The following is a 25,953-nucleotide window of genomic DNA, read 5'->3' on the forward strand; positions in this document are numbered from 1 at the left end:
GACCGGCCTGGCTCAGGCGGCGCAGCGTCTCGCTGTCCGCTCGTCACGCCGGTGCCGCGCGGACTTCCTAGCTGGCCAACTCCCGGCAGCGTGCGGCGTCCAACGCATGACCGCAGGCATGGAACTCCCGCGCCGCCGCGGCGAAGCCTTCGCGCGCGGCAGCGACACGGCCGATGGCCCGTTCGATGTGAGCCTGCGCCTCGTGCAGCGACGCGTACCAGGCCGGCAGCTTCATCACCACATTGGCCAGGTATTCGGATTGCTGCTGGTGACTGGCCGCCAGGTCCAGTTCGTGCGCCCTCGCGGCCGCGATGGTGGCCGGGATGGCGAAGGTGATACGGCAGCCGGGGCAGCTTTCCAGCGGGCCGCGCACGTTGGCCTCGGCCTCCTCCAGCACGCCCAGCGCGGCGTCGGGCTGCGTGGCCATCGCGATGCGGGTGCCGTAGATGCGGTCCAGCAGGTGGAAGCCGACGTCGGACTGGCGCGCGACGTCGAGCGCTTCGTCGAGCAGGCCGCGCGCCCGGTCCATCTGCCCGCGGTAGATCGCCAGTTCGGAGCGGCGCTGCAGCGACAGCGCTTCGCCGGTCGCGCCGCCGATCGCGCGGTGCATGCGCCCGCCCGCCACCAGGTCCTGCTCGGCGGCGTCGAGCTGGCCGCTGAGCAGCCAGGCCTCGCCGCGCAGCGTGACCGCGAACGCATGCCCGCGCGCCGCGCCCAGCCGCTGCGCTTCCGTGGCCAGCGCATCGGCGAATGCGATGACCTCGGCGTACGGCCGCGAGCCGTACAGGAAGCGCTGCGTGATGCACAGATGGCCGTCGAACACGCGCACCGCCAGCTGCGGCAGGTGGCTCGTCTCCTTCAGGTCGGCCCACACGCTGCCGTGCAGGTCGCCGCGCGCGTGCGCCGCCGCGGCCTGCGACCAGGAGGCGATCACGAGCGTGCCTTCGTCGCCCGTCTCCAGGGCGATCCGGCGCACTTCGGCCGAGCGGCGCGTTCCTTCGGCGGGGTCCCCGAAGCCCAGGGCCGCCGCGCCGCTGTAGGCCAGCGCTTCGGCGAGGCGCCCCGCCACCGTGGTGGGATGCACGTCCTTCAGGTACTGCAGGGCACCGGGCGGATCGCTCATCTTCACTTGCGCCAAGGCCCGCTTGGCGCGCAGTTCGTGGGACAGCGCCTCCGCAGCGACGGCGGCGGCCGCATCGTAGGCGGCCAACGTGCCGGGCCGGCCCAGCGCGTCCAGGGACTCGGCACGCAGCGCCAGGGCTTCCGGCTGCGTCGCCCGGTGCGCGAGCAGCGGCTCGACGTGGCGCAGCACGTCCTCGTAGGCGCCGAGGCGAAAGGCCTGGCGCGCAGCCGCCAGCGCACACGGCATCGCCTGCTCGGCATCGCCCGCGGCGAGCCAGTGATGGCCCACCAGGCCGGGTGCCGCACCGCCCTGTGCGAGCCGCGCCGCCACGTCGCGATGCAGCAGCACACGCCGGTGCGGCGGGATGCCTTCGGCCAGCGCTTCCCGCACGAGGGCGTGGCGGAAGCGGTAGCGGCCATCGGCCACCACCAGCACGCCCGCGGCGAGCGCCTGGTCGAGCCGTGCCAAGGCGTCGTGGCCTTCATCGGTGGCCAGCGCCACGGCCGTGGCCACGTCGAAATCTTCGGCCGACAGGGCCAACCGGCGCAGGGCCTCCGTCGCGCCGGGGTCCAGGTCGCACAGGCGTTCGGCCAGGGCCGACGACAGGCTGCGGGACATCACCGCCGTGGCGCCGTCTGAGGTGGCCGCACCGCGCGCGAGTTCGACCACGGCAAACGGCAGGCCTTCGGCACGACGGGCGATGGCGGTGGCGGCCTCGCCCGTCATCGGTGCGTCGGCCGAACGGGCCGCGAGCAGCGCCGCTTCTTCCTCGGACAACGGGCCCAGCTCAAGGGCTTCCAGCTGGCCGGCGCGCTGCAGGCGCGAGGTGTTCCGATCCAGCAGCGGCGGCAGCGCGTGTCGGCACGCGAGCAGCACGAACACCGGGGGGCCGCTTGCCGCCAGTTGCGTCAGCGCCTGGGCGCTCGCGTCGTCTGCCGCGTGCGCATCGTCGACGATGAGCAGCACCGGCTTTTGCGCGGCGGTGGCCAGCAGCAGCCGACGCACGGCACCCACCGTCTGGTGACGCCCGAGCGGCAGGGCCAGCGGTTTCACGTCGCCCGGGGCGGTCATCTGCGACAGCACGGCCTGGGCGTGCGCACCGATGGCCTGTGCCGCATCGGGCAGTTCGCCGAGCAAGGGCTCCACCAGGTCGGCCGCGATGCCGTAGGGCCGGGTCCAGTCGCCGGCCTGCAACGAGCGCACCTGCCAGCCCAGGCCCCGCGCTTCCTCGGCGACGCGGCGGCAGAACGCGGTCTTGCCCATTCCCGCCGGCGCGCGCACCACCGCGCCCCCCGGCCGGCCCGCGAGGCTGGCGCGCAGCCACCCCAGGACACGCACCAGCTCCATGGCACGGCCGACGAAACGCGGCGCGGCGCCTTCCAGGCCCGCCACGCATTCGCGGTACAGCGCCTCGGCCGGCGGACCGGGGCGCAGGTCGAGGGTCTGCTGCAGATGGTCGCGCAGGTGGCCGTACCAGCGCAGCGCCGAAGAGCGCCGCCCGGCCGCCAGTTCCTCGCGCATCAACTGGACATGGGCTGCCTCGTCGGTGGGGTCTTCGCGCACCAGCCGTTCCAGGTCGCCGGTCTGGCGCAGCAGCCGCAGGAACTTGTCGCGCAGCCGCTGGCGCGGCGCCTCGGTCCAGGTTTCGTAGCGGGCGTCCGGCAGGAGGTCGCCGCCATAGAGCTGCGCGGCCGCCTTGCAGGCCTGCGGATCGCCGCTGCGCAGGGCCTCGTCCGCTGCGCGCTCGAACTGCTCGGCGTCGCACGCCACCGCATGGTCGGGCAGCAGGAAGACCCGGCCGCCTCGCAGCACCAGGGCGTCGGGCTGGCCGATGAACTGGCGCGCGTGGTGTGCGGCCTTGCGCAGGTTGGCGCTGCCGGCGTCGGGGTCGAGGTGCGGCCACAGGGCCTCTACCACCTGTTCGTTCGCCAGGCTGCGTCCGGGCTGCAAGGCCAGCAGTTGCAGCAGCTCGGCGGCCCGCCGGGTCAGCGGCACTGAGGGAATCTGCGGGTCATCGCCGGCCACGCTCAGGCGGAACGGGCCCAACAGCCGGATGGACACGGCTTCGGACGGCGGAGTCGGTGGGGGCGACATCGCGATTCCTTTCCCCCGGCACGGGCCGGGAACGTTTCAGGAACGCCAAGCGTGGAGCATCAGTATGCCGTCTATCGAATCTGGCGGGTGCAACGAATAGACGCACCACCCTCGCGCCCGCGGACCCTCAAGGAGTACCTCATGCATATCGCAAAAGACGCCGTCGACGTGAAGATGGAAATTCCCGGTGCCCTGATCCGGCAGCGTTTGAATTTCGGCGACGCGACCGGCTACAGCAAGATCAGCGGCGAGTACTTCACGCTGTCGGCGGGCGTCGACACGACGCCACTGTTCCAGGGCCTGAACAACCACAACTCCTGCCAGTGCCCGCACTGGGGGTTCGTGCTCAAGGGCCAGATCACCACCACCGACGACGCCGGGGAGCAGGAGACCGTCCAGGCCAACGACCTGTTCTATTGGCCGCCCGGCCACAACGTCAAGGTCGACGCCGACGCGGAGATCGTAATGTTCAGCCCGCAGCACGAACACACGCACGTGATCGACCACATGATCGAGAAGGTGAAGTCATGAACCCGAACAAGGCCCTCTGGGAAAAAGGCGACTTCACCCGCATCGCCGAGAGCATGCGCGAGAGCGGTGAAGACGTCGTGCGGCACGCCCGCATCACGCCCGGCATGAAGGTGCTGGACCTCGGCTGCGGCGACGGCAACACCGCCATCCCGGCCGCCAAGCTCGGCGCGCAGGTGCTGGGCGTGGACATCGCCGCCAACCTGGTCGCCGCGGGCAACCGGCGGGCGGCCCAGGCCGGGCTGTCGGCCAGCTGCCGGTTCGAGGAAGGGGACGCCTGCGAGCTGCGGCTGGAGAACAAGTCCTTCGACCTCGTCATCAGCATGTTCGGCGCCATGTTCGCGCCCAAGCCCTTCGACGTGGCACGGGAGATGGTGCGTGTCACGCGTCCGGGCGGCCGCATCCTCATGGGCAACTGGATCCCGAACGACCCGACGCTGGTGGCGCAGATCCTGAAGATCAGTTCGTCGTATGCGCCCCCGCCGCCCGAGGGTTTCGTGAGCCCGATGGGCTGGGGCTCGACCCCGAACATCATCGAGCGCTTTGGCGCGGCGGGCGTCGCTTCGGAGGCCATCAGCTGGGAACGCGACAGCTACATCTTCGACTTCAAAGGCTCGGCGGCGGAATTCGTCGACACCTTCCGGCAGTTCTACGGCCCGACCATGAACGCATTCGACGCCGCAGCCCAGGCGGGGCGCACCGACGAACTGCGTGCGGAACTGGTGACGCTGTTCCAGAGCCAGAACCAGAGCCAATACCCCAACACCTGCCTAATCGCCGCGACGTTCCTGCGGGTGACGGTGGAGGTGGGCTGATCCGCGGCGTTCCGTCGCCTTCTGCGGTCAGCCGCGGCGTGAAGGCTTCGCCCGCCCTACCAAGCGTAGCCCACCTGCACTCGCGCCCCAAGTTTGCGCCCACCCCTGTCGCCCCCGCCGCTGGTGGCGGTGGACAGGCCCACGCCCAAGTTCGTCCGAGCTGTACCGCGTCGTGCAAGGCATCTCCGAAGTGCTGGACAGCCTGGTCGTTGATTTGGAGTACCTCGGGCGCGAGTCGTACATGGCGCTGTTCGTTCAGCTGCAGCCCGGCATCCCGCTGGACGAGCCGCTGGCGCAGCGCATCCGGCAGGCCTTGCGTGTGGGGCTTTCGGCACGCCACGTCCCCAACGAAATCATGCAGGTGAGCGCGATCCCGAAAACGATCACCGGCAAGAAGCTGGAGCTGCCCGTCAAGAAGCTGCTGCTGGGCCATGCGCTCGAGAAGGCCGTGAGCCGCGATGCGTTGGCCGACCCGGAGAGCATCGACTGGTACGTGGATTTCGCTAAAAGATACCGACATCGAGCGGATTGAGGCCGTTTTTTGAGGCCTGCGAGCCTCCCCAGTCCTCCCTCACAGAAGCCAGTCCCGCAGCCGCCGAGAAGCCTGGAATTCGCCGGGCGAGACGTTCTTGAGTTCGAAGCCCGTCCACCCAGCCCAGTGACTGGTCTCGCTCAGGTACTCCTGCGCTCGTAAGCCAACTCCATCCGATAGGCCAGCCCCAGGAACAGCGACTGCGCCAGGCACAGGGTGCTCGTGAGCGAACGAAATCCGAAGGTGGCGCCATCTTGGGCCAGTAGCACCGCGCTGGCGCGCCCGGCCAGCGGGCTGAGTTGGCTGTCGGTGATGGCCAGCAGCCGCGCGCCCTGCGCCAGCGCCGCGTCCACCACCTCCAACGTTTCCTTCGCGTAGGGTTCGAACGAAACGGCGACCAGCACGTCACCCGGCGCCAGTGCGCGCAACTCGCCCTGCTGCATGTGGCCCAGGCCGTGCAACCAATGCACCGGCTTGGCCGTGTGCTGCAGCGCATAGGCCAGGTAAGCACCCACCGGGAACGCGCGGCGCGAGGCCGCCAGCCACAGGGCGGGCGCGTCCAGCATCAGTTCCACCGCCGCATCGAAACGTTCGTCCGGCAGGCCAGCCTGCAGCGCCTGCAGGCTCTCGATGCTGCCGCCGATCACCTCGTGCGCAATGCGCGCGGGGGTGATCGGCGCAGCGTCGGCCCCAACCAGGGAGCGGATGCGCTCCTGGTAGTCGCGATGGGGCGCCAGCCGCTGGGCCGCGCCGGCGCGGAACAGCGCCTGCATTTCCGAGAAGCCGGAAAAACCGAAGTGCTTGGCAAAGCGCACCACGGCCGAAGGCTGCACGCCGCACTCGCTGGCGGTTTCCTGCACGCCGTCCAGCGCCAGCCGGTCGCGGCTGGTTTCCACGTAGCGCGCGATCAGCTTGAGTTGGCGGCTCAGGCTTTCAAAGCCGGCACGCACGGCCTGCAGGAAGTCCTCGGCGCTGGCGTACGGACCAGCGGCGATGGCTGGCGACACCGCGATCGGAGAAGAAATTCTATTTTTCATTTATCTAGAAATATTTTTCTATTTTCGCTAAGATCGGCCGCATCGGACAAACGAACCACGCCCACCGGCCGCGCGGGGCATTCTGAACCCGCCGCCGGCGCCACCACGGAGACAACGCTTCATGCGCACCCTTTCCTTTCCCACGGGCCGCCCGGTCGACATCGCCTGCCTCGGGCGCCTGGCGGTCGACCTGTACGCCGACCAGATCGGCTGCAGCCTGGAGGACGCGACCAGCTTCTCCAAGTATCTGGGCGGCTCCTCGGCCAACATCGCCTTCGGCACCGCTCGCCTGGGCCTGGCCTCGGCCATGGTCTCACGCGTGGGTGACGAGCAGAACGGCCGTTTCCTGCTCGACACGCTGCGGCGCGAGGGCTGCGACGTGAGCCAGGTGCAGGTCGACCCGCAGCGCCTGACCGGCATGGTGCTGCTGGGCATCAAAGACCAGGACACCTTCCCGCTGTTGTTTGCGCGCGAGAACTGCGCCGACATGGCGCTGGACGCCGGCGCCATCGACGAAGACTTCATCGCCGGCTGCCGCAGCCTGCTGGTCACCGGCACCCACCTGAGCACGCCCACCGTGCTGGCCGCCAGCCGGCGCGCGCTGGAACTGGCCGGCCGCCACGGCGCGGTGCGGGTGCTGGACATCGACTACCGTCCGGTGCTCTGGGGCCTGACGGGCCGGGGCGACGGCGAAACGCGCTACGTGAGCAGCCAGGCGGTGACCCAGCACCTGCAGGAACAACTCGGCCAGTTCGAGCTGATCATCGGCACCGAGGAAGAATGGATGATCGCCGGCGGCGTCGAGGGCGACCTGATGGCTTGCCTGCGCCGCGCCCGCGAATGCACGCAGGCGGTGTTCGTGGTCAAGCGCGGCGCGCTGGGTTGCAGCATCGTCGACAGCGCGGTGCCTGCGCGCATCGACGACGCACTCACCGTGCTGGGCGAGCGCATCGAGGTGCTGAACGTGCTGGGCGCGGGCGACGCCTTTGCCTCCGGCCTGATGAGCGGGCTGCTACGCGGCAAGGACTGGCGCGAGTCCGCGGCCATCGCCAATGCCTGCGGCGCCATCGTCGTTTCACGCCACGGCTGCGCGCCCGCGATGCCGACGCCGGCCGAATTGGCGCACTGGTTCTCCGGCAACCGTCATCCGCGCCCGGACCTCGATCCGCAGTTGGCTCACCTGCATCGCGCGAGTGTTCGGCGCAAGGAATGGCCCGAGCTTTATGTGCTGGCCTATGACCATCGCTCGCAGTTCGAAGACATGGCGCGCGAGACCGGTGCCGAGCCGGCGCGCCTGGCGCGCCTCAAGCACCTGCTGAACGAGGTGGTGGCCGGTATCGAGCACGACGAGCCCGGCTACCGCGGTCGGCTCGGCGTTTTGATCGACGGCCGCCCCGCCATGGGCGAGGCCGCGCTGCACGCCGCCACCGGCCGCGGCTGGTGGCTGGGCCGGCCGATCGAGCAGCCGGGCTCGCGCCCGCTGCGTTTCGACGGCATGCGCTCGCTGGGCTCGCAGCTCAGGCACTGGCCGCGCGAGCAGGTGGTGAAGTGCCTGGTCTTCTATCACCCGAGCGATGCCGCCGCACTGCGCCACGAGCAGGACGAATGGCTGCTGCAGGTGGCCGAGGCCACGCGCGCCAGTGGCCACGAACTGCTGCTGGAAGTGATCCCGCCGCGCGACACGCTCGCGCCCGGCGACATGGGCGAGGCGGTGGTGCAGGCCATCCGCCACTTCTACGACCTGGGCCTTCGGCCCGAGTGGTGGAAGGTCGGCGCGCTGTCGACACGCCAGTGGGAGGAACTCGACGCGTTGGTGCGCGAGCGCGATCCGTACTGCCGCGGTGCGGTGATCCTCGGGCTGTCGCAGCCGCTGGAGGACCTGGTGGCGGGTTTCGCGCAGGCGCGCGTGCCGCTGGTCAAGGGCTTCATGGTCGGTCGCTCGGTGTGGTGCGATCCCAGCCAGGCCTGGCTGCGCGGCGAGATCGACGACACCGGCCTCAAGGCCCGGGTGGCCGCCAATTTCCTCCGTCTGGTCGACGGCTGGCGCGCCAGCCGCGTCGCCGCACCGGTGGGCGAGGAGGCACTGCAATGAGCCTGCTGGTCAAGGCCGCGCCGGCAGGGCGCGTGATTGCGGATGTCACGCCCGTTTCGGCGGGTTGGACGCACGTCGGCTTCAAGGCGCTGCGCCTGGCGGCGGGCGAAGAAGAGGCACTGGTCACCGGCACGCGCGAGCTGTGCATCACGGTGCTCACCGGCCAGGTCGACGTGACGGTGAACGCGCGGCGCTACAGCGCGCTGGGCAGCCGGGGCTCGGTGTTCGAAGACCGTTCCCCCACGGCGGTCTATGTGCCGCCGGGGCGCGAAGTGCGCATCGTGGCGCGCGGCCCGGCCGAGGTGGCGCTGAGTTCCGCGCCGGCCAAGGGGCTGCACCCGGAGCGCGTGATCGAGCCCGCGCAGATGACGCGCAGCGTGCGCGGACAGGGCAGCAACACCCGCCACGTCTGCGACATCCTGCCGCAGACCGAGCCGGCCGAAGGCCTGCTGGTGGTGGAGGTCATCACGCCGGCCGGCCACGCGTCGAGCTACCCGCCGCACAAGCACGACACCGCGGGCGATGGCGAGACGGTGCTGGAAGAAACCTACTACCACCAACTCAACCCGGCGCAGGGCTTTGCCTTCCAGCGCGTCTACACCGACGACCGCAGCCTGGACGAGACCATGGCCGTCGAGCACCGCGACACCGTCCTGGTGCCGCGCGGCTACCACCCCTGCGTGGCACCGCACGGCTACGACCTCTACTACCTCAACACCATGGCCGGCCCGCAGCGGCATTGGGCCTTCCGCAACGACCCGGCGCACGAATGGATGCTGGCGCCGCGCTAACGCCGGCCGCCAGTCACCTGCGACTCACGCGAGACGAATGCGACGGCCCGACGCGGCCGACAGTTCTGCCGCGCGCGGCAGGCAAAGAGAAAAGAAGACAGATACACAACCCTGGAGACAAGACATCATGAACAAGCGAACCACCCTCCGCCTCCTGGCGGCCACGCTGCTCGCCGGTCTCGGCACCGTGCAGGCGCAGCCTGCTGCCTACCCGCGCCAACCACTGAAATGGGTCGTGCCCTACGCACCGGGCGGCACCACCGATGTGATTGCGCGCCAGCTCGCCATGCGCATGGGGCAAACGATGGGTCAGCCGGTCATCGCCGACAACAAGCCGGGCGCGGCCAGCATCATCGGCGCCACCTTCATCGCCCGCTCGGCGCCGGACGGCTACACGGTGGGCACGGTGGACTCGGGCACGCTGGCTTTCAATCCCGCGATGTACGCCAGCCTCAGCTACAACGCCGAGAAGGACTTCAGCTTCATCGGTGGCCTGGGCCGGATGCCGCTGGTATTGGCCGTGCACCCCGCGTTCCCCGCGAAGAACGTGCAGGAGTTCCTGGCGCTGGTTCGCAAGTCGCCGGGCTCCGTGTCCTCGGCTTCGTCGGGCCCGGGCTCGCCGCTGCACGTGGCGCTCGAGCTGTTCAAGCAGCAAACCCAAACCGACATCCTGCATGTCGCCTACAAGGGCTCGGCCCCTGCGCTGCAGGACCTGATGGCCAACCAGGTGAACTCGATGTTCGTGGACTTGCCGCCCAGCCTGTCGATGATCAAGGCCGGCAAGCTGCGCGTGCTGGCCGTCGCCACACCGCAGCGCCTGGCCATCCTGCCGGACGTGCCCACGATGGCCGAAGCCGGCGTGTCCGGCTACGAAGCCTACGCATGGCAGGGCCTCGTCGGCCCAGCCGGGCTGCCCGCGCCGGTGCTCGAACGACTGAACAAGGAACTGGTGGATGCGCTCAAGCACCCGCAGACACGCGCCAAGCTGGAAGAGATCGGCATCCAGCCGATGCCGATGACGCCGCCGCAGTTCGCGGACTTCGTGCGCAGCGAGCAGAAGCTGTGGTCCGGCGTGATCAAGGCCGCCAACATCCGGCTCGATTGACGGCACGCTTTCCAAGGAGACTTCTCATGACCCATTCGCCATTCACCCGCCGCCATGCCCTGGGCGCCCTCGCGGCGCTTGGAGGCAGCGCCTTGCTGCCTGCCGCCGCGCAGCCCGCCGCCTATCCGAGCAAGCCGGTCGAGTTGATCGTGCCCTTCGCCGCCGGCGGGGGCACCGACGTGCTGGCCCGCGCACTGGCCGAGGCCGCACGGCCACACCTTTCGCAGAGCCTGATCGTCATCAATCGCGCCGGCGCGAGTGGCGGCGTTGGCTGGGCCGAACTGGTGAACGCCAAGCCCGATGGCTACAAGCTGGCGATCATCACCGTGGAGATCACGATGATCCCCCACATGGGCGTCGTGAAGTTCACCTCCGACGACGTGACGCCGATCGTGCGCCTGAATGCAGATCCGGCCACCATCGCGGTGCGCGCCGATTCGCCGTACAAGACCATCGAGGAATTCCTGGCCGCCGCGCGCAAGGCGCCCGGCGCATTGCGCGTCGGCAACGCCGGCCCCGGTTCCCTCGGTCATCTGGCGGCCGCTGCGCTGGAGGACAAGACCGGCACACAGTTCAATCATGTACCGTTCCGCGGTGCCAACCCAGCGGTGCTGGACCTGCTGGGCGGCCACATCGAAGCGGTGGCGGTCACGCCCGTCGAAGTGGCGACCTACGTCGCAGCCGGCAAGGTCCGACCACTGGCGGTGATGGCCGACAAGCGCATCGCAGCCGGCTGGGAGCAGGTGCCGACGCTTGGGGAACGGCAGATCGACCTGGTCATCCAAGGCTGGCGTGGACTGGCAGCGCCCAAGGGCACGCCACCCGAGGTGCTCGCGGTGCTGCGCAACGCGATGGTCAAGGCCCTGCAGGAACCCGCGCTGCGCGAGACGATGGCCAAGCAGAACATGGGCGACGGCTATCTGGACGAAGCGGCCTTCAAGGCGCTGATCGCACGCGACAACGCCAGCTTCCGCCAGCTCATCCACAAACTGGGCATCAAGCCCGTCTGACAAGGAGTGACCTCATGACTGTCTCGCCCGGCCGCCTGCGCATCCAACGCGTCAACATCGACCACCACATCGCCGGCGCCCCCGCCGCCAATACCTCCGGCCGCACGCAGGACGTGACCAACCCCGCCACCGGCGCCGTCACCGGCAAGGTCGGCCTGGCCGATGCCGCGCAGGTGGGGGCCGCCGTGGCCGCTGCCCAAGCCGCGTTCCCCGCCTGGGCCGACACGCCGCCGATCCGCCGGGCGCGCGTGATGTTCAAGTTCCTCGAGCTGCTCAACCAGCACAAGGACGAGCTCGCCCACCTCATCACCGCCGAGCACGGCAAGGTCTTCACCGACGCGCAGGGCGAGGTGAGCCGCGGCATCGACATCGTCGAGTTCGCCTGCGGCATTCCGCAGCTGCTCAAGGGCGACTTCACCGACCAGGTGAGCACCGGCATCGACAACTGGACCTTGCGCCAGCCGCTGGGCGTGGTCGCGGGCATCACGCCCTTCAACTTCCCGGTGATGGTGCCGATGTGGATGTTCCCGGTGGCCATCGCCGCCGGAAACACCTTCGTGCTCAAGCCCAGCCCGACCGACCCGAGCCCGTCGCTGCTGATGGCCGAGCTGCTCAAGAAGGCCGGCCTGCCCGACGGCGTGTTCAACGTGGTGCAGGGCGACAAGGCCGCGGTCGACGCGCTGCTGGAGCACCCCGACGTCAAGGCGATCAGCTTCGTGGGCTCCACGCCCATCGCCAACTACATCTACGAAACCGGCGCACGCCACGGCAAGCGCGTGCAGGCCCTGGGCGGTGCGAAGAACCACATGGTCGTCATGCCCGACGCCGACATCGACCAGGCCGTGGACGCCCTCATCGGCGCCGGTTACGGCTCGGCCGGCGAGCGCTGCATGGCGATCAGCGTCGCGGTGCTGGTGGGCGACGTGGCCGACCGCCTGCTGCCCAAGCTCATCGAGCGCACGAAGACGCTGAAGGTGCTCAATGGCGAGAACCTCGCGGCCGAGATGGGCCCGATCGTCACGCGCGCCGCGCACGAGCGCATCACCGGCTACATCGCGCAGGGCGAGAAGGAAGGCGCGAAGCTGCTGGTCGACGGCCGCAGCTTCGACGGCAACAAGGCTGGTGAAGGCTGCGGCGACGGCTTCTGGATGGGCGGCACGCTGTTCGACCACGTCACGCCCGAGATGCGCATCTACAAGGAAGAGATCTTCGGCCCCGTGCTGGGCTGTGTGCGCGTCGCGACCTTCAAGGAAGCCGTCGACCTCATCAACGCGCACGAGTTCGGCAACGGCGTGAGCTGCTTCACGCGCGACGGCAACGTGGCGCGCGAGTTCGGCCGCCGCATCCAGGTCGGCATGGTCGGCATCAACGTGCCGATCCCGGTGCCGATGGCCTGGCACGGCTTCGGCGGCTGGAAGAAGAGCCTGTTCGGCGACATGCACGCGTATGGCGAAGAGGGCGTGCGCTTCTATACGAAGCAGAAGTCGATCATGCAGCGCTGGCCCGAGAGCATCGGCAAGGGCGCGGAATTCGTGATGCCGACGGCGCGCTGATCCACACGACGTCTGCCCGAGGGTCGCTGTGACGGCCTGACGGTGGACTCACGTCCTTCGAATCGAGGATCTCGCCCAGCTGTCTGTCAATTTCGCGATCGCGGTCCCGGCCGCACACCGAAGTGATGCCGTACGTTCCCGAACACTGGGTCGCTGCCCACGACCCAGGCAGCCCCCACGACACGGGGGCATGGAACACGCGTCCGCCTTGTGGACGTTCCCAATAGATCATCTCGGCCGGCCTCCGAGTGACTCGGTCACGTTCGAGAAGTAATCGAGATACGCATCCAGCATGCCGGGCCGCTCGCGAATGCCTTGTGCGATCACGGTCATCCCGCCTGGTGGTTCCGGCAACGAGGCGCCCGCCGGCACTTAGTGCGTCATGCGGGCAAGCGTGGCGACGCTCAGGTCCCACTCGTGACCGATGGCCCTGGGCAAACTCCCGCCGGGCCCATGGCCGAAAGTCTCGCCACCGCTTCGTCGCAAGCGTCGAAGACGTGCTGCAGGTACAGCAGGCCGGCAACAAGCTGAGGGGGCAGTGCAGGTCACCCGCGCCCCAAGCTGAAGTGGGCCGCCGAAGGTGCGCTCGATCTCACTCCAGTCGATCAGCCGGCCAGGTGCACCAGCGGAAGGCGCATGTTGATCAACTCATCGGTCCGCGGTGCTGAGGGTTGAGCCTTCATCATCAAACCTCGTCGGAATTTGCAAGGTAATGGCGTTCAACGTCGCAATATCCTGCAAATCTCACGCCCGAAGATGCTACGAGTCTCCAAGCGCGTTGTCCAGGGCGGACTGGATCGGGCTCTATGATGACAACCCCATCATCTTTGTAATGCTATGAGCTTGGTAAACGTTGTTTCCATATCAGATATTGTTGAATCAATTTCAAAACATGTACCAAAAAATTGGGGCGATGAAGGCCCGCTTTCACTTGCAAATTTTCCAATTAACGCGCAAAGCCCATTTAAATTCGCTGCACGCTCAGTGGCACGCTTGCAGGCAATTAAAATCTCCAGCCTCAATCATCATATTGAAATTATATTTCAAGAGTCGCACGCCGCCGCAAAACTTGACCAATGCCTGCACAATTCTCACGAAATAGGTAGTGGGCCTTGTTGGTTTGATTGGGGAGATACAGGACTGCCAAAAATCAGCAGTACGGCAAGATCCGAAGCACAAAGGATGCTAGTCCATATGTCTCGATGGATTGACCGTTTTGAAGTTTCACTGATTAAAGCTCAGCACAGCGGATTTCCAACAACAATCAGCACCTCACCTTCGGACGGAAAATACAAAAACAACGGCGATTCAGAGCGACTTCGAGTCATTGGATTTAGGCGAGATGAAATAATAGAGTTTCTGGACTCTCACAATGTCCCGCACTCTCTTCGAGAAACCTATTTATCCAAAAATTGACCATCTCAAATTGAATATCTGATGAGAAAATCGCCACAAATTTTCTCGTATTGATTGGAAATTTTTCCATTTCGACTGAATAGAGAAAGGGATTTTTTGCTCTATTTATTTGAATTCAAGATGAAACGCGCTGATCCGACGAAGGTCGACTTCAGTGCCTCTTAAAAGCACGCATCGTGAGGCGAAGCCAAGCTTCTGCGTCATCCTGCTTGAGGCATAGTCGTTCGCCCTCAACCTCACACCCCATAAACAGATCCATAGCTACGAAACACTGCTACAGCTGCTACAGGTAGCAGCTGTAGCAGTGTTTCAATGCATGTAAATCACAATCTATCTAGAACCATGGAAAATTGTCGGCATCCTTGGGGAAGCCATTGTTCGGAGCCCCTTCCACAAGGTCGACCTTGAATTTACTCGGATTTAGCCAAAGATTAATTTGACTTTTCTTTCTGACGATGCGAACCATGCCCTTTTGCGCCATGAGGTCCAGTGCGCGATCACGGGCATTGACATTTCGCGGTGATGGGCCCAGCTGAAGTATTTTTCTCACCGATATATATGGCTTTCGACCATCGATCTCGCACCTAGCATGAAGCCATTCAGTGATATTTTTTGCGTGCAGTTCATCGTCATCGTTTTCCCTCTCCTTGAAGATGGCATGAAATTCACGCAGGTAAAAATCACATACCCAAGTCGCAGCAACGACCGAATCGTGCCCGATCTCCAGAGTGTCCGACCCCAGGCAATGAAATAACGCACTGATACGTGCAGCGTTTTCTGCCATCTTCGAAGCCGCATCAGGGATATCGAAGAACATCTCTCCCCTTTGTTGAAACGTCTCCGTTCGTCGGGCAAATGCCGCCCATTCTTCTGCAGCAATGGGTGAAAATTGCAACGTCTCAGGCGTCGCTGGCGGTGATTCAAGCGGGTGGTTTTTTCGAAGCAGCTGCGTGATTCTTCGAGTCCACCCCTCCATTCCCTCCGCATACTGAACGCCTGGCCGAAGATCTCGGTAGCCCGGCTCAAAGTGGGGCCGAGCCACGAGGCACCTTGATACGAATCCGCTCTCGCGTGCGTGGTTATTGGCCTTCCCAAGGAAGTTGTCCACCACACGAGGCTGAGCCATGAGCGAGAGCGTCAGATTCGTACGCTCCGAAAGTGAACTGCCAGTAGTCACGCGATCAATGTTGATCGCGTCTCCACTCCATGCCTTGTTCAGTATCTCTAGGCTGCGCAGCACGGGTGCGTTCAGGACCGTGCCGCCTTCGTCAGAAAAGATGCCCGTCGTGGGATGACTGTCAGCCAGGATACGGGCAAACGCAGCTGGAGTGGCATCTTCGACGATCAGCTTGTAGCCTTTGGGCTTTTGAGGCTCTCTTTCATAGAGTTCGACCATCTTGTTTTCGATGTCCGCGATCGGCTTGTCAGTGGCTCGCGCCTTGCTGATCGCCCGCTCCAGCCCTTTACGCTCGCTATCCCAGATTCGCCGATCCCGCTCGAAGTCCCTGATTCTCTTTGCGTGCTCAGCGTCGCACTCTGCCTGAAACGCGCGCACAGGCACCATGAAAGGTCTGTCCGTCGATGACTTGCGCACGCCGGAGCCGGCAATGGTCAGAAGGTAGACCCCTATGTTGCATGTATAGCCAATGGGAACCTTGACGCGGCGAGAACCCTGACAAGCGATCGACAGCACACCCAATGCGGAAGCAAATGCCAACTCCACCGGAGACTGAACGACGGCGCCGACCTCCTGCAGTACTTTCTGCAATAGGGGCGGCAAATGGTGCCAAGGAAAACCAACTCGTATACTTTTCTTAGGTATGAATCCTGGAGATGGCATTACTTAAAAATATATTTTTACAAAAAATTAATTGTAACTCAAACCAACAAGACTCCGCGCACTCCGATCATTGCCCCGAATCAGACCACCTTCTCATCGAGAAAATATTAAACCTCATCGATCTCCGTCATATAGCCCGGTTGCCGCACGCTCTTTTTCTTGAATCGTGCAGCACCGGTGATATTCGCGCGCGCATTGATTGAATTGGAAAAAACTTCATCCTAATTTCGCATCGACGTCTACATAGGATAGATGATGGCGGAAATTTCCATGACACCTCATTGGACTTCCGAAAGAGCGCGGCGAGAGGAGTTCGGGCGCGCAAGGAAGCCGGCCATTAGTTGTTCCCGCATGAACGGGGCCAAAGAGCATTTAAGTAAAAATCTACTTGCCCCGTCCATGATTTGTCAGGCGCCGGGAGGTAGCCAGGCATCCACGCGTAAACAGTGCGGGGGCTCTGCCCTGGGTTTATTTTCTTATTTATAAGAGAGGTACTTTGTACCTCTCTCTGAAAGTCTGAATAGACTCGACTCAGAGAAAAGTCGTTAGAAGTAGAACCGCAATTTTTTCCAAGTCGCGGGCGTTCGACTCAGCTCTACCGCTCGGTCTTGATGCACGCGAGAGTTGCCGAAAATCTCCATCGAGCGCGCTATCCCTGGGACAGAGTTGAGCAGGGCCCACCGATCTGCTGGATGCCGGGGCATATGTCCTTTGTTCAATTGCTTCAATCGGCTGTGTCTATTCACTGAGTCAACGGACTGCCCGTCTCCGTGGGCGCGGACCCAGAAGGCGGCTCGTATCGCTAGGTGGGCTTGAGCAGTGAGTTCGCGTTACCGCCTGATCTTGCTGCGTGCCAGCACCACATCTCGAGGCCGATCGTGATCCTGAGGCTCGAGGCATCACCCAGTCGTCGAACCGCTTTGCGGCTTCTTCTCTCACGGGATCGGGCGATTTCTATCGTGGCGGGCAATGACATGACAGCGAACTGCGTTGTCCTCGTCTTCGATCCACTGCTCACCTCCGAATGCGTCACAGCCAAGCATCGAGGACTCCAATAAACCCAAATTTGAGATCAATGAAATGGCCACCCATATGAAAAAAGTCCCTCAGTCTCACTGCTCGAACTGCAGCGCCCCCATCGGCCCTATTCACGTGAACCTGCATCGCAACGCCGAATGTCTCGCGAGACCATACACCACCGGAAACCACTTGGAAGTTACAAATGCCCGAGTGCTGAAGTCGTACTGCATGAAGTGCGGCGTACAAGCGGCCTGCGATTATTTACAAGAGGCTGGCTTTTTCCTTCAGGACGTGCAGGACTATGAGAACGTCCGCGTCTGCACGAGTTGCGGGTACTCTCATGTGAACATGTATGAATGGCATCCCACCTACTTGATTGCCGTCAACCGATTCGATGGAGTATTTCTCGACACGCTTGAGGAAACAGTCGTTGTGATTGCGTGCGAGAGATGCGAAACGGCGCACGGACAGTGGTTGTGACCGCACGATTGAGCTGAAGCGTCCTTGACGCCGGATTGCCGCGTGTGCGTCGACTCCTTGATGCCAGTTGTGTCCATCCCGGCAGTGATGCTCCTTCCCGTTCAAGCTACCAAGAGGCGCCGGACCCAAAAAAAGAAGCACAGACCTGCGAGCGATCTCTCGATCGCCCGCCTGGTCTGCGCCAACTCTTGAATGTCCGCCCTCAGCGCCTGAAGAACTGCTGCGCCTCGACCTGCCGCTCAGCCTCCTGAACTGCCTCTTGCAAAAAGTGCAGCAGTGCGCGCAGCTCCATCACCAACTGCGAGTCGCCGTCGCGCGGCCGGACAAGGTCTGGCAGGACTGTCTTGCCCGTATCGCTGAAGGAGACGGTGGCCCTGCTCAGGATCGCGATCTCGCCGAGGATCGCCCAGGCCCGCTCAGCTCTTCCGGCATCTCGAAGGCACTGCTCCAGATAACCGAAGTACGCCGCTGCGTTTTCGCGCTCGATGAAGTTCTCCCCCAGCTGAAACTCGAACTTCTGGATCTTCTCGCACAGGTCCAGGAACTCACGCTTGGCCATGTCGTACATGCTGCGGTACTTCTGAGCCAAAGGGTCGGCGCCGTCCTGTGGCGTGCCGCGATGCTGTCCGGACTGCGGCCCTTGCCACTCCTTGCTGCGGAATTGCAGGAACGCCTGTAATCCGCTGACCAGGTGTGCCACCTCGCCTTCGTTGACGGCCAGGCAGTCGATGAGCTTGTGGCCGTTGATGTAGATCCCGGTCTTTTCCGCCTCGATGAACCGAATGTCAGGCCACCGCCAGATCGCCAGGCCTGAGCCCAGGTCCTTCAGGCGAATCTGGTTTTCGGTGAGCATGACCCCGTCCTTCGCGCCGCCGAATACGGTGGTGTCCATGAGCGCCACCACCTCTTCTGCCTCGATGCCTCGGCCATAGCTTTGCAGTGCATTGCTGAGTTTCTTCAGCGGAATGCTGGGTGCGAAGTAGGTTCGCGAGAACCGGCCATCCGATGCGAAGCGTTGATGCAGAAAGTTCTGCAGTGACGCTGTCGCTGGCGCTGGTGCATCTCTACGATTCGCCGCTGGTTCGTCGGCAGCGACGTCGTCGCTGCTCTGGGGGCTGAGCGCGTCGAACCGCGCCCGCCGCTGCGCATCCGAGAGCACCGCGTAGGCCTCATTGACCTCCTGCATCCGGGCAGTTGCCCACTGCAGCGTTTGCGCATCGCTGCCTTGATACTTGTCGGGGTGGTACTGCGTCCGGCGCCCCTTGTAGGCCAGCGCGATCTCGGCTTCAGCGGCGCTGCGGCGAACGCCGAGGACCTCGTAGTAGTCTTTCATGGTTCATCGCGTCAATCACGCAGGCAAATCGCCGTGGCTTGGGTCATGCGCTGACCCAGCCCCTCCACCTGCTCGCCGGCATGCATCTGCCGCAGGTCCGGCTCTATCTTGCCGAAGATGCATTTGCAAATCGACTTCGAGATGCCGCCCTGGACGCATCCCTCCATGAAGTCGACCTTCACCTCGTCGCGACCACAGCCTGCCAACGCAATCAGCAGGCCGATGGCGGCAAGTCGACGCAAGAGCTTGATATTCATGACATCAGCACCAGGCCGACGAACAGCGCCAGGATGCCCGCGCCGAGGATCTTGCCCAGCCCTGGGAACAGCATGATGGGCCAAGCGATTCCGGTGCCCAGGTTGTATGCAAAGCTCTTGTACGAGTTGTCTCCGAACAGCCATCCGTAAAGGGCGAACAACACCCCGATGGCAAGGTAAATGCAGATGATCTTGGCTTTCTTGGACATGTGATTCGATGTATGGGTCGCCCTGGTCCAGACCGCTTGAGGCGGCCCGGCCAGGGCAGTGTCTAGATTGATGGAGATGGGCAGTGAGAAGAGCCGAGGCTCCTCATCCCAGGTTGCACTGGAAGCCCTTCTTGCCGTAGGCCGGCAGGACCTGGGCGGCATTGCTCTTGGCGAAGGTGATCGTCTTGCCGCCGTAGCTGACCAAGGCATCGCCCTTGCGAAGGTCGTTCAGCAAGGTGATGAAGTTGTCCTCGCCTACGCGGCTGTCGGCCTCGAAGGGGCCTTCGAAGGTATGCCCGCCGACTTTGACGGTGAACTTCTTTACCTCCTGGGACGAGGCCACCGCCATCAGGGTGACGCTGGAGGCCGCGTCAGCGCTGCCTTCCGATGTTGGGCAGCCGATGAGAAGCCGCATGCCCTGGGCGTCGATGAAGTACTCGAGGTTGCCCTGGCCATAGCCCTGAGTCCATTGCCCCTGCGCAGCTTGTGCGGCAGGCGTGGCCAGAACCAGCGTTGCCAACAGCGCGCTCAGCGCGAGACGGGTCTTTCGGATGTGTGTATTGATCATTCTTTTCGTGTAATTGATGCCAAAAAAGGGTCGCCATCGAACCCCAGTCCTAGTTCCTGGGCTTGTAGGCCGCAGATTTTTAATGATGCTTTTATGACTCCTTTTTGAACGATGAGCGTCGCCAGATCAAGGTGTAGTTAGATGTTAATAGGTTTCAAACACCGTGGTATCAAACACCTCAATTCCAGAGCATCGTCTGGATGCCTCGAGGTGCCCCATCCCTGTCTCTGCGCGAAGTCTTCGCCCGCAATGTGCGTCTGGTGCGCGTGAACGCGGGCATCTCCCAGGAGCGCATGGCCAACGACGCTGGCCTGGACCGGGCCTTTGTAGGCACGCTGGAGCGCGGCCAGCGCAACATCTCCATCGACAACGTCGAGTTGATTGCCCAGGCCATCGGGTATCCGCCCCACGAACTCATGGACCCGAATCTGCCCAAGCAGCGCGGCCTGGATGAAACGCTGACACGCGCGCCCCGCACGGTGCGCCCCTACGCGATCAAGAAGCGATCCCGCTCGCGCTGAACTCACTCGCACTGAGCGATCAAGCCGGCTTCAGGACGATCAGGTGCAGGAGCCGCACCGCACAGGCTTCGCCCGTGAGGTGACGACAGCTGAGCGCAAAGCCGGGACCGGCATGCACCGCGGGGCCTGCAACGCCCTCGAGTTCGATGCGCACGTTGTGCGCACAGGCCCACGGTTCGCTCGCGCCGGCGTCCAACAGAAGCAGCGTTCGGGCGCGGTTGGAACCACGCTCGAACTCCACGCCGATGACGACGCCCCAGTGGCTGGATCGGGCAGACCCGTAGTGCAAAAGGCACAAGTCCCCCGACTGGAGGACTTCGAGCGCAACCTGAGCGATCTGCTCCGCACGACATGACAGGTCGCCTGACGCCAGTGCCTGCGCGCTGATGGCTGCGACTTGTGCAATGCCCTGGTTGATCGCGGCGATGCAGCGCAGCATCGCATCGTCATCGATGACACCTCGCGCCCCCAATGCGGATCGCGCCGCACGGCGGAGTCTCACGAGCCACGGCGCTCGAGGTAGCTGGGCGAGCACCATGACACATTGCAGGACGCTGTCGAGCGCGCAGGTCCGAGCCGATTTCGATCGACGAAGGGGCAAGCGCTCGTAGCGCGTACCCGATGCGCTGCGCGTCAGATATTCCACTTCGGTGTCGAAGCGGATTCCGGCAGCAAAGACATGCCCAAGTTGAACCTCCAAAAGATTTGATTGAGGAGTCATCGATCTGCCTTCGGATCAAAGTCGAAGTCGTACTCGCCCCTCAGGTGGGCGAGCCGAAGCTCCTCGTCGATGGCATGCCTCACTTGGCCCAGTCGATGGGGATCGCATTGTTTGCTGCGCAGCATGGCCTGGTCCACCCTGCGAAGAAACGTCTCGTCGAGCAACGGCTCCTGCGCGGCGTGCTTCTGTGTACGGGCCGCCTTCATCACGACGGCTCCTTGAAGAAGAGCGCCTGCACCCGCTTTGCGCCCGCACCATGGGCCGGGAACCCCATGATGGCCGCTCGATCGCGCTGCTGACAGATGCCGCAGTTCAGGCAGTCGGTGTTGCCAAGGCTGGCTGGACACACGATGACTGGACGGCCTGCCGGCGTGCGCAATGGCTTGGCAGTGCCCTGGGGCAGGACGACCACCACAGGCGCGATGCCGAGGTCCGCATGCGTGTCGGCCTGGCCCAGCGTTTCGGCACTGAGGTTGACCGTGAAGCCAAGCCGGTTCGCATTGAGGATCGCCGTCTGGTTCTTGGGTGTCGACGGATAGTGGGTGTAGGTGAACCCACGTCGCCCCCTGTTCGCCATTGCCAGCCTGTTGAGCAATCCGGCATCGATCACGCCCGGTGAGGACGGTGTCAAATCTCCCGCCTGGTTGTGCCGCCACAGCGCATGACGACGCAGCGTGCGGATCTCCCGCAGCAGTTCGTCGAAGGTACTGCCTCGCGCGCCCGCCGAGACAGCTCTCCAATGCAAAGCCAAGGGCCCGCTCTCGGCATAGCAGCCGTTGCGCTTCAAGCCACAGTTGGGCGGGCAGGAGTTGACGCTCGTCGTCGTGACCGCCATTGGCCCGGTCTTGACGTTACGGCTGAGGCGGGTGAAGTGATAGGTGAATGGGTCGGCGCGTGCAGGCGACGCGGCGCGCAGCGCCGATCCACCGCGCGAGGTCGTGGTGAGCAAGATGTTCTCCTTCAGGGATGCGTGCTGCAATCGCAAGCACGAGGCGCGCAGCGCTCCCCTGTCCCCATGGCCATGGGGGCGAGGGAGACGAAGGCGTAGGAATGAATGGGCTTCGAGAGCCCGTTAGGTAGCCCTTTGGGGCTTAGGTCTCGAAGCGCTGCTTGAGCTTTCGCAGCACCTCGAGGGCGCAGCCGTGCCAGGCTTGGCCGCTGACCATGGGGGTGTCCAGCGCCTGGGGATCCGTTTCAGCGACGCGCCTGGCGTACTGCTCCAGCGCCTGCATCACGAACGCCTGGATGAGTGCGCCATGGGCGCTGAACTCCATCAGCTCGGTGACGAATTCAACGTTGGTCGACGGCATGCTGGCTCTCCTCATTCACCTCGCACACCTCACATGTCGACTGCAGGATCTCGAAGCCCGCATCGGCAACGAGGCCCGGATCCAGCAGCATGACCAGGTCATCCGAGATGCCCGAGCGCATCGACGCCCGCGCCTCATCGTCCAGGCCATCCTCGCGTGCACGCACCCTGGCAGCACAAGCGAGCGCCTCCTCATCGAAGACGGCAAGCTCGATGCTGAAGACCACCACCGTGCGGGGCATGGCCGAGGTGAACGCGGTGCCGCTCATGCATCCTCCCCGGAGTCGATGCGCGAGATCTCCGCGCCGAACGTCAGCGCCGCGTTGTCGGGGCTGGGTGGTCCGTTCTGGCGAATCCACCAATCGGGCGGGCTGTACGGCACGGTCATCACGCCCAGGTAGCCACCTTGCGAGGCGTAGCCCACCACCTTGGCGCGGCCGATGCCGTTGATGCGGATGAGCACGTCGCCGCCGATCGAGGGGACCTCGAAGTCGGCCGACCACTTGAATACGTCTTGGGCGAAGGGGTCGCGTGTATAGGGCGGCACTGTGGCGTGCCGCCGGAATCTGGTTTTCATGAATGTTTCTCTTGTGGATGTTTTTCTTGGGACGGCAACACCGTCGCATTGCCGAGTTGTCGGGATTTCAGGCGACAGATCAGGCCGTCGCTCTCTCGCGCGACGTCCCAGCCACGGCGGCCGAGACTTCGGCGCAGCACGTAGGTCGATTCGCCGTAGGAGACGCGCAGGCCCGGGCGGATGGCGGCTCGTTTGGCGGCCCGGTTCGCATGGAACTCACGTACCTTCTCGCGCCATGGGCCTGCGTAGGGCCCAGTCGGAGGACTGGCCCGATCCAGGAAGGCCAAGGGACAGTCGAAGTAGTACGGCCCGCAGCTCTCGTCCATGCTCTTGACGGCCACTTCACCCTTCCTGCAATCGATGAGGGTCAGGCCGATCCAGATCCGCCCGGCGTGTTCACCCGAACGGTTTTGTGCCAGGAACCACAGGCGGTTGCCGATCGCGCGATGTGCCAGCACCGCAGCAAAGGCTGCGACGCTATGCAGTTCGTCATGGACGGCTTGGTCCTTGGTGGCCCGGTAGACGATGCTGCCCATCTCAGGCCTCCGCCTGATCGCCCGCCAGCGGCGCGCAGTCGGTTTCCACGCAGTGCCAGAACTCGCGCTCGGCATCGATGAGTCGGGAGATCTCGACCTCGTCGCGTTCGACCCGGTGGATCCGCAGGTCCTGGCCGCAGATCAGGGCAACCACATCCAGGGCCTGGGCGCCTGTGACAGCCAGCCGATGCAGCATCTGGATCCGCACGTAGGCGGGAAGGCCCGCGCTCCAGAGCTCAGCCGCGTGCATGCCGACGCATCGACACTCCAGCAGCTGGACATCGGGAGCGCCGACGACTTCGCGGCCGGGAAGCGCCAGCATCCAGGGGTGCTGCGGGTGCCGCAGCAAGGCGCGAGTGCGTGGCACCTGGCGCCCCGTGCGCAGCGCATAGTGCGCCGCCACGATGGGCTCGAGCAGGCGGTCCCAATAGGCTGCGGTTTCTGCGGACTGAACGAGGAAAGGATCGACAGGCTGCAGCAGGTCGTGACGCTCGGTCTTCTCCATCCACAGCCGCACGGCAGACTTGAAGGGATCGCGACCTACGGCGGCAGCAGCGTCGAGACAGCCGAGGCCGGCTTCGCCCGCGCTCAGCTGGCGCCCAGTGGTCGCATCCTGCGAACAGGTGGATGGCACCAGGCGCAATGCGGGGGCACGCGGCCGCAGACGAGTGCTTGGGGAACGTTGTGTGCTTCGGGGTGTTGAGTTCATTGATTTCTTTCTGAAGGTTCAAACCGCCCATCCAGCAAAAAGCCCCGCCCTCTCGGTGGAGAGGCGGGGCTTTGGTGGAGGAGCTGAGTGGGAGTGGTGGGGAACGCGGGCGGGAGAGGTGAAGATCCAACAACGTCAAGCAGCGAGCTCCAGCGCATGGGCCAACGCGCGTTGCTTGAGGGCAGCGCCCTGGCCGAACCAAGCGCTGTCCAGGCGGTACTCGCGGTTGCGAGCCCGGCGTTCGTGGTCGACGAATTCGGTCATTGCGCTGAGCAGGCCCCAGGTCGTTCCACGGGCAGCGGCGAGTTCAGCCCCGCGGCCCTTGCCCTCGTACAGTTCAAGGACCTTGCGGGCGGCCCAGGCACGCGGCATGGACTGGGTGCCGGCCTGCGCTGTGGCGAGTCCATTCGCTTCGCTCGGCCCGTAGAGCACATGCTGGATATAGGCGTTGACCTCCTTGCTCTTGACCTTGCGCTCGGACAGGGCCTTCATGCGGTACATGAACTCGTCCCACTGCCCGATGGCAATGCCCAGTTGCCGTTTGACGGCGTCGGCATCAAAGCAGGTGTTATGGGGCACGCGAATCACGTTGCTCGTGTTTTCCAGTGCGATGGCCAGGGTGTTGTTGCACACGACCCGCACGGTCGTCGGCGTGACCGTGGTGGCCAGCGTGCCGTCGCAGGAGGTGGCGAACAAGAGGTAGCCGTTGACGGTGTCGCTGCCCTTGAGCACGGCCTGCTTGCCGGTGCGCGCCAGCGCCCAGACCTTGCGCCCGCCCTTGAGGACACCGGCCGTCTCCATCTCGTAGCCGCCGATCTCGGTGAGGTCGCGGTAGAACTCCAGGACTTCGCGGGGCTGCACGATCTGGTATCGGTTGCTGACGATCGACAGTGGCGCATGGGTGTCGCTGCGGTAGAGCACCTTCTGTTCGGCGAAGGATTCCAGAGCCTGCAGGGAATCGCCTTCAGGTCGGGTCATGAAGCGCACGGGGGTTTCCTGAATGGTCCAGTCCATGCCTGCTTGCTCAGCCCAGACTTGAAGAGGCTGCTTGGGTTGAAGGCGGTGGCCCAGGCGATGCCAGGGGGTGTCGCCGACGTAAGCCATTTGTTCGATTTGATGTGCCATGGAAGGTCTTTCTTGAAGTTGCGCGCACAGGCGCGCGCTGGCCGAGAAGCTGCAAGAGCCTCGGCCAGGAGGATTTGGGGCAAGGAGGAAGGAATCGACGAGCCGAGTGGCTCAAGGGTGCGAAGCGCGAAAGTGCGGAAACGGGCAGCTGTGCGTCAGGCGAAATCAGGATCGATCAGGATCGATGCCCTCCGGATTTGGCTCGGAGTCGGGATTCATCGTTCGAAAAGGTGACGGCGTAGCCGGTTCGGCCGACGACCATTGCGTTTCACTGGTTCCGCGCTGGCCACTGAAGGTGTGACCGCACGCGGTACATCGGCAGTTGTTCAGAACTCGGTCATCGACGACACGGCCGAAGCTGGCGCCGACCTCCGTGCCGAGCGCACCGCCGCCCAGAGCGCCGAGGACGACCCCGATGGCGGTGCCGAGGCTGCCGCCCACCGGTCCGGCGGCCATGCCAATGGTGAAGCCAGTGCGGGCGCCGCGCAGTGCACCAGCGATGCCGCCGGCCGCACCGGCCAGACCGCCGAGCGTGCCACCGGTTCGCTGGGCTACGTCACGGGTTTCGATGCGGTTGGAGCCGCAGTTGGGACATTGAAAGTGGGACAAGCTGAAGAAGCTCCTTTACAGGCGAGTGAATGGAAGAGAAGGA

26 protein-coding genes and 2 pseudogenes are annotated in these 25,953 nt (G+C 64.5%); 10 read left to right on the forward strand and 18 right to left on the reverse strand.

The window, feature by feature from the left end:
- Positions 1-67: 67 nt before the first annotated feature.
- Entirely contained in the window at positions 68-3,217 is a 3,150-nt protein-coding gene (locus ACAM52_RS21425; protein ID WP_369644570.1) for an AAA family ATPase, read from the reverse strand.
- Positions 3,218-3,358: 141 nt separating this feature from the next.
- On the opposite strand from ACAM52_RS21425, the gene ACAM52_RS21430 reads away from it, so the two are divergent.
- The 3 genes and pseudogenes from ACAM52_RS21430 to ACAM52_RS21440 form a co-directional block, all read left to right on the forward strand.
- Positions 3,359-3,748: a cupin domain-containing protein gene (locus ACAM52_RS21430; RefSeq protein WP_159275044.1), complete on the forward strand. Its 390-nt coding sequence runs from the start codon at positions 3,359-3,361 to the stop codon at positions 3,746-3,748.
- Positions 3,745-4,560, forward strand: coding sequence for a class I SAM-dependent methyltransferase (locus tag ACAM52_RS21435; protein WP_369644571.1), 816 nt, complete (start codon positions 3,745-3,747; stop codon positions 4,558-4,560). The genes ACAM52_RS21430 and ACAM52_RS21435 overlap by 4 nt, the downstream gene beginning before the upstream one ends.
- 151 nt (positions 4,561-4,711) lie before the next feature.
- Positions 4,712-5,092 (forward strand): annotated as a pseudogene (locus ACAM52_RS21440) (acetoacetate--CoA ligase); the annotation flags it as partial.
- A gap of 140 nt (positions 5,093-5,232) precedes the next feature.
- Here the strand turns inward: ACAM52_RS21440 and ACAM52_RS21445 are convergent.
- A complete protein-coding gene (locus ACAM52_RS21445; RefSeq protein WP_307697121.1) occupies positions 5,233-6,129 on the reverse strand; it encodes a MurR/RpiR family transcriptional regulator in 897 nt (298 codons plus the stop codon).
- A gap of 121 nt (positions 6,130-6,250) precedes the next feature.
- Here ACAM52_RS21445 and iolC point away from each other — a divergent pair, with 121 nt between their 5' ends.
- The 5 genes from iolC to ACAM52_RS21470 all read left to right on the forward strand — a co-directional run bounded on the left by iolC (position 6,251) and on the right by ACAM52_RS21470 (position 12,680).
- Positions 6,251-8,221: a 5-dehydro-2-deoxygluconokinase gene (gene iolC / locus ACAM52_RS21450; RefSeq protein WP_369644572.1), complete on the forward strand. Its 1,971-nt coding sequence runs from the start codon at positions 6,251-6,253 to the stop codon at positions 8,219-8,221.
- On the forward strand, positions 8,218-9,012 hold the full coding sequence (gene iolB / locus ACAM52_RS21455) for a 5-deoxy-glucuronate isomerase (protein ID WP_159275048.1): 795 nt from the start codon (positions 8,218-8,220) through the stop codon (positions 9,010-9,012). Before iolC ends, iolB begins: the two co-directional genes overlap by 4 nt.
- A gap of 127 nt (positions 9,013-9,139) precedes the next feature.
- A complete protein-coding gene (locus ACAM52_RS21460; RefSeq protein ID WP_369644573.1) occupies positions 9,140-10,117 on the forward strand; it encodes a Bug family tripartite tricarboxylate transporter substrate binding protein in 978 nt (325 codons plus the stop codon).
- A gap of 26 nt (positions 10,118-10,143) precedes the next feature.
- Entirely contained in the window at positions 10,144-11,127 is a 984-nt protein-coding gene (locus ACAM52_RS21465) for a tripartite tricarboxylate transporter substrate binding protein (protein ID WP_369644574.1), read from the forward strand.
- A gap of 14 nt (positions 11,128-11,141) precedes the next feature.
- A complete protein-coding gene (locus ACAM52_RS21470) occupies positions 11,142-12,680 on the forward strand; it encodes a CoA-acylating methylmalonate-semialdehyde dehydrogenase (RefSeq protein WP_369644575.1) in 1,539 nt (512 codons plus the stop codon).
- A 470-nt stretch (positions 12,681-13,150) separates the two neighbouring features.
- Here the strand turns inward: ACAM52_RS21470 and ACAM52_RS21475 are convergent.
- Positions 13,151-13,363: pseudogene (locus ACAM52_RS21475) on the reverse strand (IS5/IS1182 family transposase); the annotation flags it as partial.
- A gap of 154 nt (positions 13,364-13,517) precedes the next feature.
- Between ACAM52_RS21475 and ACAM52_RS21480 the strand changes: the two are divergent.
- On the forward strand, positions 13,518-14,096 hold the full coding sequence (locus ACAM52_RS21480) for a hypothetical protein (protein ID WP_369644576.1): 579 nt from the start codon (positions 13,518-13,520) through the stop codon (positions 14,094-14,096).
- A gap of 334 nt (positions 14,097-14,430) precedes the next feature.
- Here ACAM52_RS21480 and ACAM52_RS21485 read toward each other — a convergent pair whose 3' ends face one another.
- From ACAM52_RS21485 to ACAM52_RS21505, 5 genes are all read right to left on the reverse strand, one after another.
- A complete protein-coding gene (locus tag ACAM52_RS21485) occupies positions 14,431-15,864 on the reverse strand; it encodes a YfjI family protein (protein WP_369644577.1) in 1,434 nt (477 codons plus the stop codon).
- A gap of 1,774 nt (positions 15,865-17,638) precedes the next feature.
- Entirely contained in the window at positions 17,639-18,769 is a 1,131-nt protein-coding gene (locus ACAM52_RS21490; protein ID WP_369644578.1) for a J domain-containing protein, read from the reverse strand.
- 11 nt (positions 18,770-18,780) lie between these two features.
- Entirely contained in the window at positions 18,781-19,026 is a 246-nt protein-coding gene (locus ACAM52_RS21495) for a hypothetical protein (protein ID WP_095743809.1), read from the reverse strand.
- Positions 19,023-19,235 (reverse strand): hypothetical protein, encoded by a 213-nt coding sequence (locus ACAM52_RS21500; protein ID WP_369644579.1) that lies wholly within the window; start codon positions 19,233-19,235, stop codon positions 19,023-19,025. Before ACAM52_RS21500 ends, ACAM52_RS21495 begins: the two co-directional genes overlap by 4 nt.
- A 103-nt stretch (positions 19,236-19,338) precedes the next feature.
- The gene (locus ACAM52_RS21505; RefSeq protein WP_369644580.1) at positions 19,339-19,803 is read right to left on the reverse strand and encodes a hypothetical protein; all 465 of its coding nucleotides are present in this window, start codon (positions 19,801-19,803) and stop codon (positions 19,339-19,341) included.
- Positions 19,804-20,096: 293 nt separating this feature from the next.
- Here ACAM52_RS21505 and ACAM52_RS21510 point away from each other — a divergent pair, with 293 nt between their 5' ends.
- Positions 20,097-20,324 (forward strand): helix-turn-helix domain-containing protein, encoded by a 228-nt coding sequence (locus ACAM52_RS21510; RefSeq protein ID WP_369644581.1) that lies wholly within the window; start codon positions 20,097-20,099, stop codon positions 20,322-20,324.
- A 19-nt stretch (positions 20,325-20,343) separates the two neighbouring features.
- Here ACAM52_RS21510 and ACAM52_RS21515 read toward each other — a convergent pair whose 3' ends face one another.
- The 10 genes from ACAM52_RS21515 to ACAM52_RS21560 all read right to left on the reverse strand — a co-directional run bounded on the left by ACAM52_RS21515 (position 20,344) and on the right by ACAM52_RS21560 (position 25,910).
- Complete coding sequence (locus ACAM52_RS21515) at positions 20,344-21,045, reverse strand: hypothetical protein (RefSeq protein ID WP_369644582.1); 702 nt, start codon at positions 21,043-21,045, stop codon at positions 20,344-20,346.
- On the reverse strand, positions 21,042-21,251 hold the full coding sequence (locus ACAM52_RS21520; RefSeq protein ID WP_369644583.1) for a hypothetical protein: 210 nt from the start codon (positions 21,249-21,251) through the stop codon (positions 21,042-21,044). The genes ACAM52_RS21515 and ACAM52_RS21520 overlap by 4 nt, the downstream gene beginning before the upstream one ends.
- A complete protein-coding gene (locus ACAM52_RS21525) occupies positions 21,251-21,994 on the reverse strand; it encodes a hypothetical protein (protein ID WP_369644584.1) in 744 nt (247 codons plus the stop codon). The genes ACAM52_RS21520 and ACAM52_RS21525 overlap by 1 nt, the downstream gene beginning before the upstream one ends.
- A 142-nt stretch (positions 21,995-22,136) precedes the next feature.
- Positions 22,137-22,355: a hypothetical protein gene (locus tag ACAM52_RS21530; protein WP_369644585.1), complete on the reverse strand. Its 219-nt coding sequence runs from the start codon at positions 22,353-22,355 to the stop codon at positions 22,137-22,139.
- Positions 22,336-22,623 carry a hypothetical protein gene (locus ACAM52_RS21535; RefSeq protein WP_369644586.1) on the reverse strand — a complete coding sequence of 96 codons (288 nt, stop codon included), beginning with the start codon at positions 22,621-22,623 and terminating at the stop codon, positions 22,336-22,338. The genes ACAM52_RS21530 and ACAM52_RS21535 overlap by 20 nt, the downstream gene beginning before the upstream one ends.
- Positions 22,620-22,931 carry a hypothetical protein gene (locus ACAM52_RS21540; protein WP_369644587.1) on the reverse strand — a complete coding sequence of 104 codons (312 nt, stop codon included), beginning with the start codon at positions 22,929-22,931 and terminating at the stop codon, positions 22,620-22,622. Before ACAM52_RS21540 ends, ACAM52_RS21535 begins: the two co-directional genes overlap by 4 nt.
- Positions 22,928-23,467, reverse strand: coding sequence for a hypothetical protein (locus ACAM52_RS21545; protein ID WP_369644588.1), 540 nt, complete (start codon positions 23,465-23,467; stop codon positions 22,928-22,930). Before ACAM52_RS21545 ends, ACAM52_RS21540 begins: the two co-directional genes overlap by 4 nt.
- A 1-nt stretch (position 23,468) precedes the next feature.
- Positions 23,469-24,101 carry a YqaJ viral recombinase family protein gene (locus tag ACAM52_RS21550; RefSeq protein WP_369644589.1) on the reverse strand — a complete coding sequence of 211 codons (633 nt, stop codon included), beginning with the start codon at positions 24,099-24,101 and terminating at the stop codon, positions 23,469-23,471.
- Positions 24,102-24,311: 210 nt separating this feature from the next.
- Positions 24,312-25,301: a DUF932 domain-containing protein gene (locus tag ACAM52_RS21555; RefSeq protein ID WP_369644590.1), complete on the reverse strand. Its 990-nt coding sequence runs from the start codon at positions 25,299-25,301 to the stop codon at positions 24,312-24,314.
- A 165-nt stretch (positions 25,302-25,466) separates the two neighbouring features.
- Positions 25,467-25,910, reverse strand: a complete 444-nt coding sequence (locus tag ACAM52_RS21560) for a hypothetical protein (protein ID WP_369644591.1) — start codon at positions 25,908-25,910, stop codon at positions 25,467-25,469.
- Positions 25,911-25,953 lie beyond the last annotated feature (43 nt).

The organism is Variovorax sp. V118 (genome assembly GCF_041154445.1).
GTDB classification, from domain to species: domain Bacteria; phylum Pseudomonadota; class Gammaproteobacteria; order Burkholderiales; family Burkholderiaceae_C; genus Variovorax; species Variovorax boronicumulans.